The organism is Leclercia sp. M-A074-M (assembly GCF_965195605.1).
GTDB lineage: Bacteria > Pseudomonadota > Gammaproteobacteria > Enterobacterales > Enterobacteriaceae > Enterobacter.
The window spans coordinates 373817-394912 of sequence record NZ_CBDAHM010000001.1; the positions used below are offsets into that span (position 1 = coordinate 373817).

General features: G+C 57.0%; 15 protein-coding genes. 5 read left to right on the top strand and 10 right to left on the bottom strand.

Annotation, left to right across the window (positions count from 1 at the left end; translation table 11 throughout):
* The first annotated feature begins 179 nt into the window (after positions 1 to 179).
* Entirely contained in the window at positions 180 to 920 is a 741-nt protein-coding gene (gene pflA, locus ACOKCT_RS01915; RefSeq protein ID WP_114315454.1) for a pyruvate formate lyase 1-activating protein, read from the top strand.
* 34 nt (positions 921 to 954) lie between these two features.
* Here the strand turns inward: pflA and ACOKCT_RS01920 are convergent, their stop codons facing one another.
* From ACOKCT_RS01920 to lrp, 10 genes are all read right to left on the bottom strand, one after another.
* On the bottom strand, positions 955 to 1473 hold the full coding sequence (locus ACOKCT_RS01920) for an anti-virulence regulator CigR family protein (RefSeq protein ID WP_103178913.1): 519 nt from the start codon (positions 1471 to 1473) through the stop codon (positions 955 to 957).
* Between the two features lie 123 nt (positions 1474 to 1596).
* A complete protein-coding gene (locus ACOKCT_RS01925; protein ID WP_103178912.1) occupies positions 1597 to 2745 on the bottom strand; it encodes an MFS transporter in 1149 nt (382 codons plus the stop codon).
* Between the two features lie 274 nt (positions 2746 to 3019).
* Positions 3020 to 3883, bottom strand: coding sequence for a dimethyl sulfoxide reductase anchor subunit family protein (locus tag ACOKCT_RS01930; protein WP_156654208.1), 864 nt, complete (start codon positions 3881 to 3883; stop codon positions 3020 to 3022).
* Between the two features lies 1 nt (position 3884).
* The gene (locus ACOKCT_RS01935; RefSeq protein WP_156654207.1) at positions 3885 to 4502 is read right to left on the bottom strand and encodes a DMSO/selenate family reductase complex B subunit; all 618 of its coding nucleotides are present in this window, start codon (positions 4500 to 4502) and stop codon (positions 3885 to 3887) included.
* Between the two features lie 10 nt (positions 4503 to 4512).
* Complete coding sequence (gene dmsA, locus ACOKCT_RS01940; RefSeq protein ID WP_156654206.1) at positions 4513 to 6957, bottom strand: dimethylsulfoxide reductase subunit A; 2445 nt, start codon at positions 6955 to 6957, stop codon at positions 4513 to 4515.
* 207 nt (positions 6958 to 7164) lie between these two features.
* Positions 7165 to 8457 (bottom strand): serine--tRNA ligase, encoded by a 1293-nt coding sequence (gene serS, locus ACOKCT_RS01945; protein WP_103178909.1) that lies wholly within the window; start codon positions 8455 to 8457, stop codon positions 7165 to 7167.
* Positions 8458 to 8549: 92 nt separating this feature from the next.
* Positions 8550 to 9893: a replication-associated recombination protein RarA gene (gene rarA / locus ACOKCT_RS01950; protein ID WP_103178908.1), complete on the bottom strand. Its 1344-nt coding sequence runs from the start codon at positions 9891 to 9893 to the stop codon at positions 8550 to 8552.
* A gap of 9 nt (positions 9894 to 9902) precedes the next feature.
* Positions 9903 to 10517, bottom strand: coding sequence for an outer membrane lipoprotein chaperone LolA (gene lolA / locus ACOKCT_RS01955; protein WP_103823389.1), 615 nt, complete (start codon positions 10515 to 10517; stop codon positions 9903 to 9905).
* Between the two features lie 127 nt (positions 10518 to 10644).
* Entirely contained in the window at positions 10645 to 14547 is a 3903-nt protein-coding gene (gene ftsK, locus ACOKCT_RS01960) for a DNA translocase FtsK (RefSeq protein ID WP_420193107.1), read from the bottom strand.
* A gap of 133 nt (positions 14548 to 14680) precedes the next feature.
* Positions 14681 to 15175: a leucine-responsive transcriptional regulator Lrp gene (lrp, locus tag ACOKCT_RS01965; RefSeq protein WP_000228469.1), complete on the bottom strand. Its 495-nt coding sequence runs from the start codon at positions 15173 to 15175 to the stop codon at positions 14681 to 14683.
* Between the two features lie 549 nt (positions 15176 to 15724).
* Between lrp and trxB the strand changes: the two genes are divergently transcribed.
* The 4 genes from trxB to aat all read left to right on the top strand — a co-directional run bounded on the left by trxB (position 15725) and on the right by aat (position 21049).
* Positions 15725 to 16693 (top strand): thioredoxin-disulfide reductase, encoded by a 969-nt coding sequence (gene trxB / locus ACOKCT_RS01970; protein WP_103178905.1) that lies wholly within the window; start codon positions 15725 to 15727, stop codon positions 16691 to 16693.
* Positions 16694 to 16806: 113 nt separating this feature from the next.
* On the top strand, positions 16807 to 18573 hold the full coding sequence (gene cydD, locus ACOKCT_RS01975) for a heme ABC transporter permease/ATP-binding protein CydD (RefSeq protein WP_420193108.1): 1767 nt from the start codon (positions 16807 to 16809) through the stop codon (positions 18571 to 18573).
* Positions 18573 to 20294, top strand: a complete 1722-nt coding sequence (gene cydC / locus ACOKCT_RS01980; RefSeq protein WP_420193109.1) for a heme ABC transporter ATP-binding protein/permease CydC — start codon at positions 18573 to 18575, stop codon at positions 20292 to 20294. The genes cydD and cydC overlap by 1 nt, the downstream gene beginning before the upstream one ends.
* A gap of 47 nt (positions 20295 to 20341) precedes the next feature.
* The gene (gene aat / locus ACOKCT_RS01985; protein ID WP_156654202.1) at positions 20342 to 21049 is read left to right on the top strand and encodes a leucyl/phenylalanyl-tRNA--protein transferase; all 708 of its coding nucleotides are present in this window, start codon (positions 20342 to 20344) and stop codon (positions 21047 to 21049) included.
* Positions 21050 to 21096 lie beyond the last annotated feature (47 nt).

The window sequence follows — 21096 nt, forward strand, 5'->3', positions numbered from 1 at the left end:
GTAATAGGCGTACAATAAAGGCTCCACGCAAGTGGGGCCTTTTTAACACCCCCCGCTCCGCAGTCTCTTTTGCCCGCTATCTATAATAAATGGATAACAGCCAAAACAGACTCGACACAGCCAACGAGTTGTGCACATACACAGGCCCCGGAAGGGCCGAACCTGGAGATATCACCGCAATGTCAACTATTGGTCGCATCCACTCCTTTGAGTCCTGTGGTACCGTCGATGGCCCGGGCATCCGTTTTATTACCTTCTTCCAGGGCTGCCTGATGCGCTGCATGTATTGCCATAACCGCGATACATGGGATACCCACGGCGGCAAAGAGGTCACCGTTGAAGAATTAATGAAAGAAGTGGTGACCTATCGCCACTTTATGAACGCCTCTGGCGGCGGCGTAACCGCATCTGGCGGGGAAGCGATCCTGCAGGCCGAGTTTGTGCGCGACTGGTTCCGCGCCTGCCGTAAAGAGGGTATTCATACCTGTCTGGATACCAATGGCTTTGTCCGTCGCTACGATCCGGTGATCGACGAACTGCTGGAAGTGACCGATCTGGTGATGCTCGATCTCAAGCAGATGAACGATGAAATTCACCAGAACCTGGTGGGGGTCTCGAACCATCGCACTCTGGAGTTCGCAAAATACATCTCCGCCAAAGGCATTAAAACCTGGATTCGTTATGTCGTCGTTCCAGGCTGGTCAGATGATGATGACTCTGCCCACCGTCTGGGTGAGTTCACGCGTGATATGGGCAATGTCGAGAAAATTGAATTGCTGCCGTATCACGAGCTGGGCAAACATAAATGGGTGGCGATGGGCGAAGAATACAAACTTGATGGCGTGAAGCCGCCGAAGAAAGAGACCATGGAACGCGTAAAAGGCATTCTGGAGCAGTACGGTCACAAGGTCATGTATTAGCAAAACGCCCGGTTTTTACCGGGCGTTCTATTTATTAGTCAAAGACACCATTAATAATGGTCGTCACAATTGCCGTACTCAGCGCAATTAACACCAGATCCTTGCCGACTACCCGCCATTCATAACCAGGGTAAGAAGGCAATTGACCTAACATTGAAGCCGGTACACTCTTTTTCGCAATTCCCGGCGGCAGAGGTTTACCGCGGGCGAGGTTTTTCGCAATCCCCGGCGGCAGTGAGTCATAACCTGTTAAGCCATAGTTCAGTGCCAGATGACGGGCATGATCGTAACTGACACGTGCATCCACATCCTCTCTTACGCTTTTATTGGATTTGCCGGAAGTGTGGTTACCGTTATTTTGTTTATTACCATGATTATCGGAATTCCCCTTCCCGGAATTTCCGTTACCATGATTACCGCTATTACCTTGCCCGCCGCCATTGCCGTGGCCATTTCCATTCCCATTGCCTGGATTAGCCATAACAGGTGCAGTTGCAAATGATAAAGACAACACTACTGCCAGCGCGGTAGTGGTAAAACGACGAGTAGACATAATCGCTGCCTTTTAGTGGAAGAACGCCTCTGAATTATCGCCTGGCATGATAAACAAACAATGCGTAAAACTCTTAGATGTGACAAAGACAAAAAAGCCTGTCATCGACAGGCTTTTATTTGTTCAGGCATGCGCCACTGGCGTCGGGTGTTCGCCCGCCTTGCGCAGCAACATTAAGAGATAAATAAACGACACGCTGGCGATCATTATAAACAGCAGATTGTCAGAATAGTTCTGCATCAGCATGGCAGTAAAGGTCGGGCCCAGCAAACTGCCGATGGTGTAACTCAGCAGCAGCGCCTGGTTCATCGCCACCAGCTGATGATGCTCCACTTTTTCACAGGCCCAGGCCATCGCCACCGGATAGAGGGTAAAGCCAGCCGCGCCCAGAATAAACAGTGCAGGCGCCATGGCGGCATTACTGAGCATGGCAAAGCACCCCATGATCACCACGAAGACCTGTACGCGCAGCACCAGCAGACGCCCGAAGCGGTCGGCAAGACGCCCCACCGGCCATTGCCCGACAATCCCGGCGCTGACCATCACCGCCATCCAGAAACCGATCCCGGAATCACTGACCCCCTGATGGTTGAGATAGAGCGGCATCAGACCATACAGCGAACCCAGCACAATCCCGGAGATGATGCAGCCATTAACGCCCAGACGCGCCTGGCGCAGTCTCAGCATCGGCCAGACGTGGGTCGCTTCCTGATGCTCGCTGCTCTGGTTCACAATGCGCGTAAAGAGCAGCGGCAGAATCGCGGCCAGCACCATGCCCGTCACCCACGGCAGGACGCTCATCAGGTCGGTCGGAAGCTTGCTGACCATCAACTGGCCCAGCACGGTCCCGACATAATAGACCATCATATAGGCCGCCAGCAGGCGACCGCGGTTGCGGGAGGTACCGCTGCACATCAGGGCGCTTTCCACGACCACCCAGATCATGGCGCAGCCTACGCCGGCAATAAAGCGCCAGACCATCCAGCTCCAGAAGCCCACCATCAGCCCCAGCCCGGCACAGCCGGCAGCAAAAATAAGCGACGCCAGATAGTAGCTGCGGTTAAAGCCAAAGCGTTTGATCAGGCTTCCCGTCATTAATGTTCCCAGCAGGTTGCCGGTAAAAAAGGACGAGCTGACCATGCCAACCTGCCAGGTCGGTAGATTTTCATGGGCGAGCCACAGCGGGACGAGCGTGTTTAACACCGCGATCGCGAGGGTCAGCAAAAGCAGGCCACAGAGCAACAGGAGCACTGGCCGGGTATAGGTCGACATGGATTAAAAACCGTGAGGAAGTTCAGATTTCGTGCGCATCATGCCACTGGCAAAAACAAAGTCAATCCACCCTCTTGAGCCGCAAGCACGATAAGGTCCCTGTCGATTGAAAAAACTCATCCTGCTAATGGAATGGTGGCTATCAATAATAGTTATGTGTTTGTTTTTATTTATGTACCGACAAACTTAAAGCCAAACGACAGAAGAAAAATTTCATGATCGAAAATAAAAAAACCGGGCACTATGTCCCGGCTTTATATAACAAAAATCAGCGTTAACTGGCGACAGCCATCCCAACAGTCATATGCAGACCGTAAAAGACGCCGCGCCCCAGTAATTCGCCCGCCAGCACCAGCACAAATGCCAGCGACAATATCGGTAACGCAGGTTGATAGCCTTTAAGCTGCGGTACAATCCAGCAGGCCAGCGCGACCGCTAACAGCACCACGCGCCAGGCCATCAGCGAGCCGTAATCCGGCACGAGGGCTGACGCCTGCTGAATGGAGCTGCTGATGGTTGCGAGTTCCGCCCCCTGCATAAGGGCAACGATGGCGCTCACCACCAGCGCCAGCAGGGAGACGACGGGCAGCAAACGCATGGCCCAGCCATCCACACCCGCCACGCGCAGCAGCAGGAAACCCAGCAGAGGCCCGCCGATAAACATCGTCAGGAAGAAGCTCATTGGGGTCCAGACGCTGTACCAGGTCGGCACGGTGTCGATCGTGTTATAGACCCGAACCATCATCCAGACGAACACCACGCCCAGCACCATAGTAACAATCAGCCACAGGCTGCGCAGCCCGGCAGGCAGCTTCTTCATCGCGGCCAGCAGCCAGCCCAGACCACCAACAGCAAAGAAGATCGCCCCGCTGGCAATCTCATTGCTGAGGGATGAGGCCCCCACACGGTTGAGGGAGTTGAACGCGCGCATCGGCGAGCCCAGGTGCAGCGTGGAGGCGATAAAGCCGATGCCCATCAGCACCCACAGGCCAAACATGCTCAGCACCAGACGCTGCTGTTGTTCAGCCTTCAGATCACCTTTTAACAGCGCCAGCGCGAGCACAATAAAACCGCCCGCCACGCACTGTCCGAAGACGGTAAAAATCATTAACGGCCATTCATGCCATCCGCTTCCCATCTCACACCTCCTTTGGATTGGCCAGATAGCCGGTGGTATCACCCGTTGGTCGGCTGTTGGCATTGGGTTTAATGACGATACTCGGCTTCGTAAAGTGCGCAGACGGCAGCGGCGCGACCGCAGCCAGCTTGCCGTACTTCTGGCGCAGCTCGGCAATCGGACCGAAATCCAGCGCCCGTAGCGGGCAGGACTCCACGCAAATCGGCTTTTTGCCTTCCGCAACGCGGTCATGGCAGCCGTCGCACTTGGTCATATGGCCTTTGGCGGCGTTGTACTGCGGTGCGCCGTATGGGCAGGCCATATGGCAGTAACGACAGCCGATGCAGACATCTTCATTCACCACGACAAAGCCGTCGTCGCGCTTGTGCATCGCGCCGCTCGGGCACACCTTGGTACAGGCGGGATCTTCGCAGTGGTTGCAGGCAATAGAGAGATAGTAGGCAAAGACGTTCTGATGCCAGACGCCGTTGTCCTCCTGCCAGTCACCGCCCGCGTACTCGTAGATGCGGCGGAAGCTGACATCCGGCGTCAGATCCTTATAGTCTTTACAGGCCAGCTCGCAGGTTTTACACCCGGTGCAGCGGCTGGAATCAATAAAAAATCCATACTGAGTGGTCATCGGCTACTCCTTACGCCTTTTCAACCTGAACAAGGTTACTGTGAGACGGATTGCCTTTCGCCAGCGGCGACGGGCGTTGCGTGGTGAGCACGTTAATGCAGCCAGCCTGATCGACGCGGTTGGCGTCCGGGTTGTACCAGGCGCCTTCACCTAGCGCGACGACGCCCGGCAGAATACGCGGCGTCACTTTGGCTTCAATGTGCACTTCGCCACGACTGTTAAAGATCCGTACCCGGTCGCCGTTGGCGATCCCGCGGGCCTTAGCATCCAGCGGATTGATCCACATCTCCTGACGGCAGGCCGCCTTAAGGACATCAACGTTACCGTAGGTAGAGTGCGTACGCGCCTTGTAGTGGAAGCCGGTCAACTGCAGCGGGAAGGATTTGACCTGCGGATCGTCGTAGTTTTCGAAGCCCGGGCTGTAAACCGGGAGTGGATCGATCACATCGTCTTTCTCAAGCTCCCACGTCGCGGCAATCTGCGCCAGTTCAGCGGAATAGATCTCAATTTTGCCTGACGGGGTGGTCAGCGGATTGGCAACAGGATCGGCACGGAAGGCTTTATACGCCACGTGGTGCCCTTCCGGGTCACGCTTTTTGAACATGCCTTGCTGGCGGAATTCATCAAATGACGGCAACTCCGGGATGGCCTCACGGGACTGCTCGTACAGGTGGCGCATCCACCCTTCCTGGGTGCGTCCCTCGGTGAACTGTTGCTCAACGCCCATACGTTTCGCCAGCTCTGTGGTCATCTCATAGATGGTTTTGCAGCCGAAGCGCGGTTTGATCGCCTGGTCCGCAAAAATCACATACGACATATTGCCGCAGGAGGCATCAAGGGCGAAATCCATCTGTTCAGAGGCGGTGCAGTCTGGCAGCAAAATGTCGGCATACTTCGCCGAGGAAGTCATATGGCAGTCCACCACCACAATCAGCTCGCATTTTTTATCATCCTGCAGGATCTCATGGGTACGGTTGATCTGCGAATGCTGGTTGATCAGGCAGTTCCCGGCGTAGTTCCAGACCATTTTAATTGGCACGTCGAGTTTATCTTTGCCGCGTACCCCATCACGGGTGGCGGTCATTTCCGGGCCGCGCTCGATGGCATCGGTCCACATAAACATTGAGATGCTGGTCTTAACCGGGTTTTCCAGGGTCGGCATGCGTACAAAGGGCAGTGAATATGAGCCTTCACGCGCGCCGCTGTTGCCACCGTTAATCCCCACATTGCCGGTCAAAATCGCCAGCATGGCGATAGCGCGGGAGACCAGTTCGCCATTCGCATGACGCTGCGGCCCCCAGCCCTGAGAGATAAAGGCAGGCTTCGCCCCGGCAATTTCACGTGCCAGTTTAATGATGCGCGCCTCGGGAATGCCGGTGATGGCCGCGGCCCAGGCCGGGGTTTTGGCGATGCCGTCATTGCCCTGGCCGAGAATATAGGCTTTATAGTGGCCGTTCGCCGGTGCCCCTTCCGGCAGCGTTTTTTCGTCGTAGCCGACGCAATATTTGTCGAGGAAAGGCTGGTCGACGAGGTTTTCAGTGATCATCACCCACGCCAGGGCAGAGATCAGCGCTGCATCGGTGCCAGGACGGATGGGGATCCACTCATCTTCGCGCCCTGCCCCGGTGTCGGTATAGCGCGGGTCAATGACGATCATCCGGGCTTGCGATTTTTCCCGCGCCTGTTCGACGTAGTACGTTACCCCGCCGCCGCTCATGCGCGTTTCGCCAGGGTTATTGCCGAACAGGACCACCAGCTTGCTGTTTTCGATATCCGACGGGCTGTTGCCATCTGCCCACCCGCCATAGGTGTAGTTCAGGCCAGCGGCAATTTGTGCGGTTGAGTAGTCACCGTAATGGTTAAGGTATCCCCCGCAGCAGTTCATCAGACGGGCGATCAGGGTTTTTCCCGGCGGCCAGGAGCGGGTCATGGTGCCGCCGAGGGTGCCGGTGCCGTAGTTCAGATAGATAGATTCGTTACCGTAATCTTTAATCAGACGCTGCATCGTACCGGCGATGGTGTCAAAGGCCTCTTCCCAGCTGATGGGTTCGAACTTGCCTTCGCCGCGTTTACCCACGCGCTTCATCGGCTGCTTCAGGCGATCCGGGTTATAGACACGACGGCGCATTGAGCGGCCGCGCAGGCAGGCGCGAACCTGATGTAATCCTTCGTAGTTATCGTCCCCGGTATTGTCGGTCTCAACATATTTAATTTCACCGTCAACGACATGCATGCGCAGTGGACAGCGGCTGCCGCAGTTTACCGTGCAGGCGCTCCAGACCACTTTCTCATCAGGTTTAACGGTCTCAGTGGCTTGTGCAGCCGATGCCAGACGTGAAAAAGGCAATGTGAATGCGCTACTGGCAACAGCCAGGCCGCCAATCGCCGTGGTTTTCATCAATCCACGTCGACTCACCTCAGCAGCCAGCAGAGCTTCAGGCGTTTTCATTTTCATAGACTCTCACTTTGATTGCTCACAAAGTTCAAAGGTGCGGTAACAACCGCTATATAGTTTTTTATATAAAGATACCGTGCGTTAGCAGACGTTTACGCTAACCAACTGTTTGGAAAGTATTACTACTTTAGAGGGAGGGGATATTGCCTGACATCAAAACCGGGGCATAAAAAAAGCGCCCGCAGGCGCTTTTTACTTAAAAACAATTTAACCGATGTACTGCTGGCCTTTCATATACGGACGCAGCACTTCAGGAATTTCGATACGGCCGTCCGCCTGCTGGTAGTTTTCCAGCACCGCGACCAGCGTACGTCCCACTGCCAGACCGGAGCCGTTCAGGGTGTGCACCAGACGGGTTTTCTTGTCGGATTTGCTGCGGCAGCGAGCCTGCATGCGGCGCGCCTGGAAATCGCCTACGTTAGAGCAGGAGGAGATTTCACGGTAGGTTCCCTGCGCCGGTACCCACACTTCGAGGTCGAAGGTTTTGCAGGCGCCAAAGCCCATGTCACCGGTACACAGCGCCACGCGGCGGTACGGCAGACCCAGCAGCTCCAGCACTTTTTCCGCGTGACCGGTCATCTCTTCCAGCGCCGCCATGGACTCTTCCGGACGCACGATCTGCACCATTTCGACTTTGTCGAACTGGTGCATACGGATCAGACCGCGGGTATCACGGCCATAAGAGCCCGCTTCAGAACGGAAGCATGGAGAGTGCGCCGTCAGTTTGATCGGCAGATCGTCTTCGTCGATGATCTCATCGCGCACAAGGTTGGTCAGCGGCACTTCTGCCGTTGGGATCAGCGCGTAGTTGCTGCTGTCGGCTTCTTCATCCAGTGGACGGGTGTGGAACAGATCGCCGGCAAATTTCGGCAGCTGGCCGGTACCATACAGCGTATCGTGGTTCACCAGATACGGTACGTAGGTTTCGCTGTAGCCGTGCTGCTCGGTGTGCAGATCCAGCATGAACTGGGCCAGCGCGCGGTGCAGATGGGCGATCTGCCCTTTCATCACCACAAAGCGGGAACCGGTCAGCTTAACGGCAGCGGCAAAATCGAGCCCCGCGTGCATTTCGCCCAGCGTAACGTGATCGCGAACCTCGAAGTCGAACTCGCGAGGCGTGCCCCAGCGTTTCACTTCGACGTTGTCGTTTTCGTCTTTACCGACAGGAACACTGTCGTCAGGGGTATTCGGGATCGCCAGCGCGATTTCACGAATTTCGGCCTGAAGAACGTCCAGCTCGGCTTTCGCCTGATCCAGTTCTTCACCCAGCTTGTTCACTTCCAGGCGTAATGGCTCAATGTCTTCCCCGCGCGCTTTCGCCTGGCCGATGGATTTCGATCGAGAGTTACGCTCTGCCTGCAAGTTTTCTGTTTGTACCTGCAGAACTTTACGACGCTCTTCAAGAGCGCGCAGCTTATCTACATCCAGTTTATAGCCCCGGCGTGCCAGTTTTTCAGCGACTGCGTCTGGCTCATTACGCAGCAGATTGGGATCGAGCATGCTTATCCTGTGCTTATCGAATTAAAATAGGAAATGTGACCACAGCCTGCGGTCACAAGGATACAATTGCCAACATTACCGCAACGATAGCCCTAACGGTAGCGTTTTATAGGGCTATTTTGATCCTGTCCGGCAAGCCAGGCGAGCTTTTCGCCAATCTTACCCTCAAGGCCTCTGTTTGTCGGGTGATAGTAGCGTGTTTGTGCCATTTCCTGCGGGAAATACTCCTCCCCGGCGGCGTAGGCGTTGGGCTCGTCGTGGGCATAGCGATACGCCTCACCGTAACCCATCTCTTTCATCAGTTTGGTCGGCGCGTTGCGCAGATGGACTGGAACATCGTAATCAGGACGTTCGCGGGCATCGGACATCGCCGCTTTGAAGGCGGTATAGACAGCATTACTTTTGGGTGCGCAGGCCAGATAGACAATGGCCTGGGCAATGGCGCGTTCGCCTTCGGCAGGTCCGACACGGGTAAAGCAGTCCCAGGCGGAAAGTGCCACCTGCATGGCGCGCGGATCGGCGTTACCGACATCTTCGGAGGCAATCGCCAGACAGCGGCGGGCGACATACAGCGGATCGCCTCCGGCAGTGATAATGCGCGCATACCAGTAAAGCGCGGCATCGGGCGCACTGCCGCGCACTGATTTGTGTAGCGCCGAGATCAGATCGTAAAAACGATCGCCTTTATTATCAAAACGCGCGCTACGTTCACCGGCGATTTCGGTCAGCAGCGCCGGGAGCAATACCCGCTTGCCGCTGTCGTCGGTTTCGGCCATATCGGCCATCATCTCCAGGGTATTCAGCGCCCGGCGCGCATCACCGTTAACCAGCTCGGCAATGGCGCGACGCGTCTCGTCAGGCAGCACGATATCCTGGCCGCCGTAGCCCCGGGCCTTGTCGGTCATCGCCTGCGTCAGCACCTGCTCGATATCATCGGTGGTTAACGATTTCAGCAGATAGACACGGGCGCGGGACAGCAGCGCCGAGTTCAGTTCAAACGAGGGGTTTTCCGTGGTGGCGCCGATAAAGGTGATGGTGCCGTCTTCAATATGCGGCAGGAAGGCATCCTGCTGGCTTTTATTGAAGCGGTGGACTTCGTCAACAAACAGGATCGTGCGGCGTCCGGCATTGCGGTTCTGCCGCGCCCGTTCGATGGCTTCGCGGATCTCTTTCACGCCGGAGGTGACGGCGGAGATGCGCTCGACATCTGCATCAGCATAGCGGGCGATCACTTCCGCCAGGGTCGTTTTACCGGTGCCCGGTGGCCCCCAGAGGATCATCGAGTGCAGATGCCCGGCCTCAATCGCGCGTGGCAAGGGCTTGCCCGCGGCCAGCAGATGCTGCTGGCCGATATACTGCGCTAAATTTTCTGGCCGCATACGGGCGGCCAGAGGTTGAAACGCATTATCTGAAAAATCGAGCGACAGGTTGCTCACTCACGCCTCTTACTTATTACGTTGATCGTCCACCGTTACGCCCTTCGGCGGGGTAAAGGTGAATTTCGATGCATCGACGGCACCGTTCTGCTGGGATTTCAGCTGATAGCTGCTGCGCTGATCGTCCTGCTCCACGGCGCTGAATTGATTGATGGTGCCGTTGCTGCTCACGTTGATGGTGAACTGTTTCAGGTTGCCCGTGCTGCCTTTCGGGGTCAGCACAAACTCATCGCCGGTCTGTTTGATGTTGTACTGCTGCCAGTCGCTGGACTGGTTACGGGCGATCAGCATAAACGGCGTGTTGCTAGTGGCATCTTTCAGCCAGGTGGCGGTGGCCTGCTCAACAAACGGGTTAAAGAACCACAGGGTTTTACCGTCGGAGACAAGGATACTTTCGTCCGGCTGGGTCATATGCCAGTTAAAGAGATTCGGACGTTTAACCCACAAGTCACCCTGGCCTTCCTGCACCGCGTTGCCGCTGCCGTCAGTCACTTTCTGCGTGAAGCTGGCATGGAAGCTGCTCACTTTATCCAGGCGGCTTTTCAGGTCGCTGGCGGCATCAGCCCAGACGCTGCTTGCCACAAAGCCAGTCAGTAATGCACAGGTGATTGCGATTTTTTTCATTGTTCATCCTTACAAAGCGTCTTCCCGAAATGGGGGTTTCTGTCACTATTCTGGACCTGCCCGCAGGCAGGCGACAGAAGAAAATGCTTAATTTTTGCAGCTTTACCCATCTTTGCAATCGAGGCCGTTATTCAAACGGTGGCGGGGCCAGCACTTCACGGTTGCCGTTATGTCCCTGCTCGCTGACGATGCCCTGCGCTTCCATCTGCTCAATAATGCGCGCCGCCCGGTTATAGCCGATGCGGAACTGGCGTTGTACGCCGGAGATAGAGGCTTTACGTTTCTCGGTAACGAAGTTAACCGCCTGATCGAATAGCGGATCCAGCTCTTCGCCGCCGTCAAAGCCGCCACCGCCGCCGCCTTCGCTTTCGCTGTCAGAGGTAATGCCTTCGACATATTGCGGGCGACCGCGCGCTTTCCAGTCCTGCACCACGGCATGCACTTCCTGGTCACGAACAAACGCCCCGTGAACACGCACCGGCGAAGTCGAGTTCGGCCCGGAATAGAGCATATCCCCCATACCGAGCAGCGATTCTGCGCCCCCCTGGTCAAGGATGGTACGGGAGTCGATTTTACTCGACACGGTAAAGGCGATACGGGTCGGGATGTTAGCTTTAATCAGGCCGGTGATCACATCCACCGACGGACGCTGGGTCGCCAGCACCAGATGGATCCCTGCCGCACGGGCTTTTTGCGCCAGGCGGGCGATGAGCTCTTCCACTTTCTTGCCGACGGTCATCATCAGGTCAGCAAATTCATCCACCAGCACCACGATATACGGCAGTTTTTCCAGCACCGGATGTTCGGCGTCCATACTGTCGCCCGGTTTCCAGTACGGATCCGGAATTGGACGGCCCATTTTCGCCGCTTCGGCGATGATCTCGTTATACCCGGCGAGGTTACGCACGCCCAGCGCAGACATCAGCTTGTAACGACGCTCCATCTCGTTGACGCTCCAGCGCAGGGCATTGGCAGCATCTTTCATGTCGGTCACGACTTCGGTCAGCAGATGCGGGATGCCTTCGTAGACCGACAGCTCCAGCATTTTCGGGTCGATCATGATGAAACGCACATCTTCCGGCTGCGCTTTATAGAGCATGCTGAGGATCATGGCGTTAACGCCGACAGATTTACCGGAACCGGTGGTACCCGCCACCAGCAGGTGCGGCATTTTAGCCAGATCGGCCACCACCGGCTCACCCGCAATGTCTTTACCCAGCACCACGCTCAGTGGCGACGGGTTATCGCGGAACTTGGCGTTATCAAGCACTTCACGCAGGTAAACGGTCTGGCGTTTTTTGTTCGGCAGCTCCAGACCGACATAGGGTTTGCCTGGGATCACCTCAACCACGCGCACAGCCACGGTCGACAGCGAACGCGCCAGGTCACGGGAGAGATTGGAAATACGCGCGGCTTTAACACCCGGCGCCAGGTTCAGCTCGAAGCGGGTGATCACCGGCCCAGGAGAATAGTTCACCACATCCGCTTTAATACGGAAGTCGGCCAGACGCGCCTCAACCAGACGAGCCATCTGCTCCAGGGCAAAGGTATCGACCGGCTCGACTTCCGTTGGCGGCGGCGTTAACAGATCCAGCGACGGCAGCGGCGTGGTTGGCTTTTGCAGTGGGCGGCTGTCGCCATTGCGCATCAACAGCGGATGGATCAGGCTCTGCTGAGGCTGAGCGGCTGGCTGCTGTGGCTGCACCGGCTGTTGCGGCTGCGCATACTGCTGAGGCTGTACAGGCTGCTGCGGCTGCACGGACTGTTGAGGCTGTGCATACTGCTGCGGCTGAACAGGCTGCTGCGGTTGTGCATACTGCTGCGGCTGAACTGGCTGCTGCGGTTGTGCATACTGTTGCGGCTGAACTGGCTGCTGCGGTTGTGCAACATGTTGTGGCTGAACGGGCTGCTGCGGCTGTGGCGGCGTAACCGCCTGACGCGGCGGCACGGCTTCCGGCATCACGCCCGGCGTGAACAGCGGCTCACTCGGCGTATCATCCACCAGATCTTTCATTGGCGAGAATTCAAAGTCCGCCAGCGAGAACGGATTAGCCCCTGTCGGTTGCTCACCGGAATAACGCTGCTGCTGCGTGGCGGCGAACTGGCGAGCCAGCTCCGCTTCGGCGGCACTATCTTCGTCATCCTGCGTTTCAAAGGACTGTGGCTGGGCCTGATGCTCATCACCACCATACCGCTGCTGTTGCTGCTGAGCGAACTGGCGGGCCAGCTCCTCCTGCTGCTGCATTTCATCGGCCTCGTCGTCGTAGTGTTCATCATACGGCTGACGTCCGGCTTCACGCGCTTTCTCTTCGGCCATTCGTTGGGAAGGCAGTTTGATGCCATACGAGGCCAGTTCACGGCGGGTCGGAACACGTACGCGATTAGGGCGCGGTAACTGCGGACCAATCCCCTCTTTTACCTGCGGACGCGGTGCGCCGCCGGTTGCCAGGCTGAATAACGGCGCGGCAGCGCTGGCCGCCGCGGCGCCTGAGCTTGTTGCCTGCTGCACGCTTGCGGCAACAGGTGCAACGGCGGAGGCGGGTTCCACAGCGGGAACCGGAATCGTCGGGGTTTCAGCGGCCTTAACCGGGGCTGGCTCTTGTGCCGCCTCGGGCACCGGCTGATACCAGGCCGCAAGCTGCTCGCGTTCCCGGGCACGTTTTTCTTCCACCTCTTCGAAATAGTAAAGCGGCGGACGGGACGGTTTCACCTCTTCAACCGGCGGCTCTTCGACAACCGGCGGGGTGATAACAGGCTCCGGCTGATAGACCGGCTCTGGCTGATAAACAGTTTCAGGCTGATAAACAGGTTCAGGCTGATAGGCAGGCTGCTGCGGCGGCTCATACTGCGGCTGCGCATAGACAGGTTCAGGCTGATAAGGCGGTTGCCACTCCTGCGGTGCCGCGGCGACATACGGTTCCGGCTCCGGCGCAGGGATCGGCGATGCAGGTTCCGCTTGCCATTCAACCGCATGTTGCTGCAGCGGCATCTCTGGCACAGAAGGCGTCGGAGTGACCGGTTCAACCGGCGCAGCAAAGGCCTGGGTTGCCGTGGTTGCGGCGGCAGCGGCAGCAAGGGGCTCAGCTACTGAGTGACCGTTGAGCAGCGGATCGAACTCATCATAATCGGACGGCAGCGCACGATTACCGGAGAACAACACATCATCCGGATCGGCGGCAACACCACGGGCACTATAAGCCACCTCTTCTTCGTCATCCATCCGTTTGCCGGAGAACAATGCCGCATCGGTTTTGCGGCCTAATGGATTGGCGAATTTCTCTGCCACACGCTTACGGCGCGCCAGCGCCCCGCGCATAATGCGGGCGCGGCGAGATTCACGACGCTCAGCGCTCGGCTCCGCGTCTTCGTAATCATCTTCGTACTCTTCGTCGTTAACCCAGGTATCGTCGCGACGGGTACGGTTGCTGGCAAAGGTCAGGATATTGAGGATCACGCTGCCGATTTTCTCGGCGATGGTGACCCAGGACCAGCCGGTAAACAGCGTCAGCCCCGCCCCCCAGACGCAGAGCAGCGCCAGAGTACCACCGCTGCTGTGCAGCATCGGCTGTAGCGCGGTGCTCAGCAGGCTGCCAATCACGCCGCCGGAGGCAAAATACCAGATGTCGTCGGCATTAATCGCCGCCAGGCCGCAGGAGGTGAGGATTAAAGCCAGCGCACCAATCAGGCGCAGCGAGACAGCAAAATAGTCGATGTAGTCATCGTTCTGGCGATGGCGCCAGGCAAACCAGCAGCCGCCAATAATAATGACGGGAAGGGTGTACGCCATTATGCCAAAGATAAAGAACAGCGTGTCCGCCAGCCATGCCCCCGGTACGCCGCCTAAATTATGGATAGGCTCATGCCATGCGGTTTGTGACCAGCTGGGATCGGAGGGGTTGAAACTGAGTAAGGCTGCCATCAACCAGACGGCAAAAAGGGCAACAAGGATCAGTAACGCCTCAAGGAGTCGGCGCCCACTGCTAAGCTTGGTTAAATTGACTTCTTTGTCTTCAGTATATTCCTGGCTCAAGAAAGGCTCTCCAGGTATCAGGCAATTCCTGCCTGAGTGCTAAACGGACAACAGTGCCGGGGAGCCCGACACTGTTGCTGTATGGATTACCAGGAGTGTAATCAAAGTACGCTGATATTGCACCTGTTCCGTATTAGCGCGTCTTAATAACCAGACGATTGCTCTGTTTGACTTCTTCCATTACCACATAGGTACGGGTGTCGTTCACACCAGGCAGTCGCAGCAGGGTTTCGCCCAGCAGCTTACGGTAGGCGGACATATCAGGCACGCGGGTTTTCAACAGGTAGTCGAAATCCCCGGAAACCAGATGACACTCCTGAATTTCTTCAAGTTTTTGTACGGCGGCATTAAATTGCTCAAACACATCCGGCGCACCACGATTCAGAGTAATCTCAACAAATACCAGAAGTGAGGCATCCAGATAATGCGGGTTCAGCAGCGCTGTATAGCCCTGAATAAAACCCTGTCTTTCCAGTCGGCGCACACGCTCAAGGCATGGCGTCGGGGAAAGTCCCACACGTTTTGAAAGCTCGACGTTGGAAATACGCCCATCCTTTTGCAATTCATTAAGAATGTTACGATCGATGCGGTCGAGATCTTTGCCAGGGCGCTTCTTGCTATCTACCATTATTATTGTCTCTCTGTATTCCTTCCCTAACTCCTGCCAGGACCCTGTGCACTTCACTGTTCAGAGTCTTTCCCCGCGGTTAATCGCATCGCCTGTTTTATAGTTTGCGCGATCCGATTGGGGTTATGTGGTATGAAGACCGTTGCCCAGAGGCGGCCATCAACATCACGTATGGCATCTGTCCACACCATGCGTAGATTTCGCTGACCCGGTAAAAATGGTGATTTTGTGCATGACTATGCGTAACACAAAGACCATTTTTTTTCTTCCTTGAATGTTTTCGCAAAAGCGCAGGGGATTGTCAAAGCAAAACATCGATTTTTAGTACAACATGCCGGATATTCATTACGTCCGGCGATTAATCCTCATTTTATCGCCGTCGTTTCGACCGATTACCTATGATTATTGTTATAAAATCACCTTTTCTTACCTCTCGTTGATTGGCCCTTTCTATCACACACATCGTTAACAAAATCGCTGCGCCCTTTTTTTACGCCAACAAATTCCCTACAATCCAGGAAAATGTCTGCCAACAACAATGAGGATCTCATGGGCACGGCCAAACACAGTAAGCTGCTAATTCTTGGTTCTGGACCTGCGGGATACACCGCAGCGGTCTACGCTGCACGCGCTAACCTGCAACCGGTACTGATTACGGGCATGGAAAAAGGCGGTCAGCTGACCACCACCACCGAAGTAGAAAACTGGCCAGGCGATCCTGAAGGCCTGACCGGGCCGCTGCTGATGGAGCGCATGCACGAGCATGCCGCCAAATTTGATACCGAAATCATTTTTGACCACATCAACAAGGTCGATCTGCAAAACCGTCCGTTCCGCCTGACCGGTGACAACGCGGAGTACACCTGCGACGCGCTGATCATCGCTACCGGCGCCTCTGCCCGCTATCTGGGTCTGCCTTCTGAAGAGGAGTTCAAAGGTCGCGGCGTATCTGCCTGTGCAACCTGCGACGGTTTCTTCTATCGCAACCAGAAGGTGGCGGTCATCGGCGGCGGCAATACCGCGGTTGAAGAGGCACTCTATCTGGCGAATATCGCCTCTGAAGTGCACCTCATTCACCGCCGTGATACTTTCCGCGCGGAAAAGATCCTGATCAAACGTCTGATGGACAAAGTGGCCAGCGGCAACATCGTGCTGCACACCCACCGCACGCTGGAAGAAGTGACCGGCGATCAGATGGGCGTGGCGGGCCTGCGTATCCGTGACACCCAGAACACCGACAACGTTGAAACGCTGGAAGTGGCAGGTCTGTTTGTTGCCATCGGCCACAGCCCGAACACCGCTATCTTCGACGGCCAGCTTGAGCTGGAGAACGGCTACATCAAAGTGCAGTCAGGTATTCACGGCAACGCTACCCAGACCAGCATCCCGGGCGTGTTCGCTGCGGGCGACGTGATGGACCACATTTATCGTCAGGCGATCACCTCTGCGGGCACCGGTTGTATGGCCGCGCTGGATGCAGAACGATATCTCGACGGACTGGCCGATCAGAGTAAATAATTTTTACAAATCAGCAACAAACGTAAAAAAGGCGGCGATAAGTCGCCTTTATCGTCTCTGCGTTGTAACATTGCCGTGCCCAATACCTAATAACATCACCTGCAAAGCACGCAATGGAAAAAACCCGTCAACAAGAGTTAACTCGCTGGCTGAAAAAGCAAAGCGTTATTTCCCGCCGCTGGCTGAATATTTCCCGTCTTTTAGGGTTTATCAGCGGACTGTTGATTGTCGGCCAGGCATGGCTTCTGGCCCGCATTCTTAACCATATGATTATGGAAAATATCCCGCGCGAGGCGCTGTTACTGCCTTTCATTGTGTTGATTCTGGTCTTTATTCTGCGTGCCTGGGTGGTCTGGTTGCGCGAGCGCGTGGGCTTCCACGCCGGGCAGAACATTCGCTATGAAATTCGCCGCCAGGTGCTGGACAGGCTACAGGAGGCCGGGCCTGCCTGGATCCAGGGCAAGCCCGCCGGAAGCTGGGCGACGCTGATCCTCGAACAGATCGATGACATGCACGACTACTACGCCCGCTATCTGCCCCAAATGGCGCTGGCCGCTTTCGTTCCCCTGCTGATCGTGCTCGCGATTTTTCCTTATAACTGGGTCGCCGCGTTGATCCTGCTGGGTACCGCCCCGCTGATCCCGCTCTTTATGGCGATGGTCGGTATGGGGGCTGCCGACGCCAACCGCCGCAATTTCCTGGCGCTCGGACGTCTCAGCGGCCACTTCCTTGACCGTCTGCGCGGCATGGAAACGCTGCGTATTTTTGGTCGCGGTGAAGCCGAAACCGACAACATCCGCCACGCCTCCCAGGATTTCCGTCAGCGCACCATGGAAGTGTTACGCCTGGCATTTTTATCCTCCGGGGTGCTGGAGTTCTTCACCTCACTGTCGATTGCGCTGGTTGCCGTCTATTTCGGTTTCTCCTACCTGGGCGCCCTTGATTTCGGTCATTACGGTACCGCCGTGACCCTTTTTGCAGGCTTTCTGGCGTTAATTCTGGCGCCGGAATTTTTCCAGCCGCTGCGCGATCTGGGCACCTTTTATCATGCGAAAGCGCAGGCCGTGGGCGCCGCCGACAGCCTGAAAACCTTCCTTGAAACGCCGCTGGCTCATCCGCAGCGTGGCGACGTGACCCTGAACACCACCCGACCAGTCAGTATTGAAGCAGAGAATTTCTGCGTACTGTCGCCGGAAGGTAAGGTGCTGGCGGGGCCATTAACCTTCACCCTCGCGGCAGGCCAGCGCGTGGTGCTGGTTGGCACTAGCGGCTCCGGTAAAAGCTCCCTGCTGAATGCATTATCTGGCTTTATGGCCTACAGCGGCTCGCTGCGGATCAACCAGGCCGAGCTCTCAGCGCTCGATCCTGACGAGTGGCGCACCCACTTAAGCTGGGTAGGACAGAACCCGCAGCTCCCTGCGGCCACGCTGCGGGAAAACGTGCTGCTGGCGCGCCCGGATGCCAGCGAAGAGGAGCTGCAGTCGGTGCTCGACCGTGCCTGGGTTAGCGAATTCCTGCCCCTGCTGCCGAACGGCGTGGACACGGTGGTGGGCGATCAGTCGGCGGGGCTTTCCGTCGGCCAGGCGCAGCGCATTGCCGTGGCCCGCGCCCTGCTTAACCCGTGTCAGCTTTTACTTCTGGATGAGCCTGCCGCCAGCCTGGATGCGCACAGTGAACAGCGCGTGATGCTGGCGCTGGATGCCGCCTCGCAGCAGCAAACCACGCTGATGGTGACGCACCAGCTGGAGGGCATCTCCCGGTGGGATCAGATCTGGGTCATGGACAATGGTCAGCTTGTTGAGCAGGGCGATTACGCCACGCTCGCGGCGGCACAGGGGCCGTTTGCGGCCCTGCTGGCAAACCGTCAGGAGGAGATTTGATGCGCGCTTTACTGCCTTATCTGGCGCTTTATATGCGCCACAAATGGATGTTGACGCTGGGCGTGGTGCTGGCGATCGTCACCCTGCTGGCGAGTATCGGCCTGTTGACGCTCTCCGGCTGGTTCCTCTCTGCCTCGGCGGTCGCCGGTTTTGCCGGGCTCTACAGCTTCAACTATATGTTGCCCGCCGCCGGGGTGCGCGGTACGGCCATCACCCGTACCGCCGGGCGCTACTTTGAACGTCTGGTCAGCCATGACGCGACCTTCCGCGTGCTGCAACACCTGCGCGTTACCACCTTCAGCAAGCTGCTCCCCCTCTCCCCTGCCGGACTGGCACGCTATCGCCAGGGGGAACTGCTTAACCGCGTCGTCGCCGACGTGGATACCCTCGATCACCTCTATTTGCGCGTGATCTCTCCGCTGGTGGGCGCCCTGGTGGTCATTGTGGTGGTCACCCTGGGGCTGTGCCTGCTGGACGTTCACATTGCGCTGGTGCTCGGCGGGATCATGCTCGCAACGCTCTTTATCTTACCCCCGCTGTTTTACCGCGCCGGAAAACCGACCGGTGAAAAGCTGACGCGTCTGCGGGGCGAGTATCGCCAGCAGCTGACGGGCTGGCTACAGGGTCAGGCGGAGCTGACGATCTTTGGTGCCAGCCGCCGCTACCGCGCGCAGATGGAAAATACCGAGCTGAACTGGCACGAAGCCCAGCGCAAACAGTCGGAACTCACGGCCCTCTCCCAGGCGCTGATGCTGTTAATTGGCGGAGGCGCAGTCATGGCGATGCTGTGGATGGCTTCCGGCGGCGTGGGCGATAACGCGCAGCCAGGCCCGTTAATCGCCCTGTTTGTCTTCTGTGCGCTGGCGGCGTTTGAAGCCCTGGCGCCGGTGACCGGTGCCTTTCAGCACCTGGGCCAGGTGGTGGCCTCCGCGCTGCGTATCACCCAGATTACCGGCCAGCAGCCGGAAGTGCAGTTCAGTACGACCGCATCAGCGGTCCCTGAGCAGCTGGCCCTGTGCCTTTCGGATGTCAGTTTTGCCTATGAAGGTCAGGCGCAGCCCGCGCTGGACCACATTAACCTGACGATCCCCGCGGGCGCCCATGTGGCGGTGCTGGGTCGCACAGGCTGCGGTAAATCGACACTGCTGCAGCTGCTGACCAGAGCATGGGACCCGGCGCAGGGTCAGATCCTGTTTAACGACACGCCTCTGGTGCAGATGAGCGAGACTGCGCTGCGCAAAACGGTAAGCGTGGTGCCCCAGCGGGTTCATCTTTTCAGCGCCACCCTGCGCGATAACCTGCTGTTAGCCGCGCCCGGCGCTGCCGATGAAGCATTACGCGGGATGCTGGAAAAAGTAGGTCTGCACAAGCTACTGGAAGATGAAGGGCTCAACAGCTGGCTTGGCGAAGGTGGCCGTCAGTTATCCGGCGGCGAGCTGCGCCGCCTGGCCATTGCGCGTGCGCTGCTTCACAATGCGCCGCTGATGCTGCTGGATGAGCCAACCGAAGGGCTGGACGCCACTACCGAGCGGCAAATCCTTGATTTACTGAAAAAAGAGATGCAGGACAAAACCGTGCTGATGGTGACGCACCGTCTGCGCGGCCTGGCGGATTTCGATCAAATTATTGTGATGGACAACGGACAAATTATTGAGCAAGGTAATCACGCTGAACTGTTGGCAAAACAGGGCCGCTACTACCAGTTCAAACAACGTCTGTAGTCTATATTTGAACCGATCCCCACTTTGCGTACTGGAGTTTTGTTGTCATGCGCCTGGTCCAGCTCTCTCGTCACTCTCTTGCGTTCCCTTCTCCGGAAGGGGCGCTGCGTGAACCTAATGGTTTGCTGGCCCTGGGCGGCGATCTGAGTCCGTCGCGTTTACTGATGGCCTACCAGCGGGGGATTTTTCCGTGGTTCTCTCCCGGCGATCCCATCTTATGGTGGTCGCCCGACCCCCGCGCCGTTCTCTGGCCTGCGGAGTTTCATATCAGCCGCAGCATGAAGCGTTTTCACGCTCGCTCCCCTTATCGCGTCACCCTCAACCATGCGTTTGGTCAGGTGATCGAGGGCTGCGCCAGCGATCGCTTTGAAGGAACCTGGATCACGCCCGAGGTGATCGTCGCCTACCATCGCCTGCACGAGCTGGGCTACGCCCATTCGATTGAGGTATGGGATGATAAGGATGAACTGGTGGGCGGCATGTACGGCGTGGCGCAGGGCACGCTGTTTTGCGGCGAGTCGATGTTCAGCCGCGCGGTTAACGCCTCGAAAACCGCGTTGCTGGTCTTCTGCGAACGCTTTGCCTGTAGCGGCGGCAAGTTAGTTGACTGCCAGGTGCTGAACGAACATACCGCCTCTCTGGGTGTCGTGGAGATCTCGCGCCATGAATATCTGGCGCAGCTGGCGACCCTGCGCATGCAAAAATTACCGCAAAATTTCTGGGTGCCGACGACGTTATTTACGCCTCAGGGATAAATGTTTTCCGCATATTTTTCCTCAAGGTGCTATAATTCTGCCGCAGA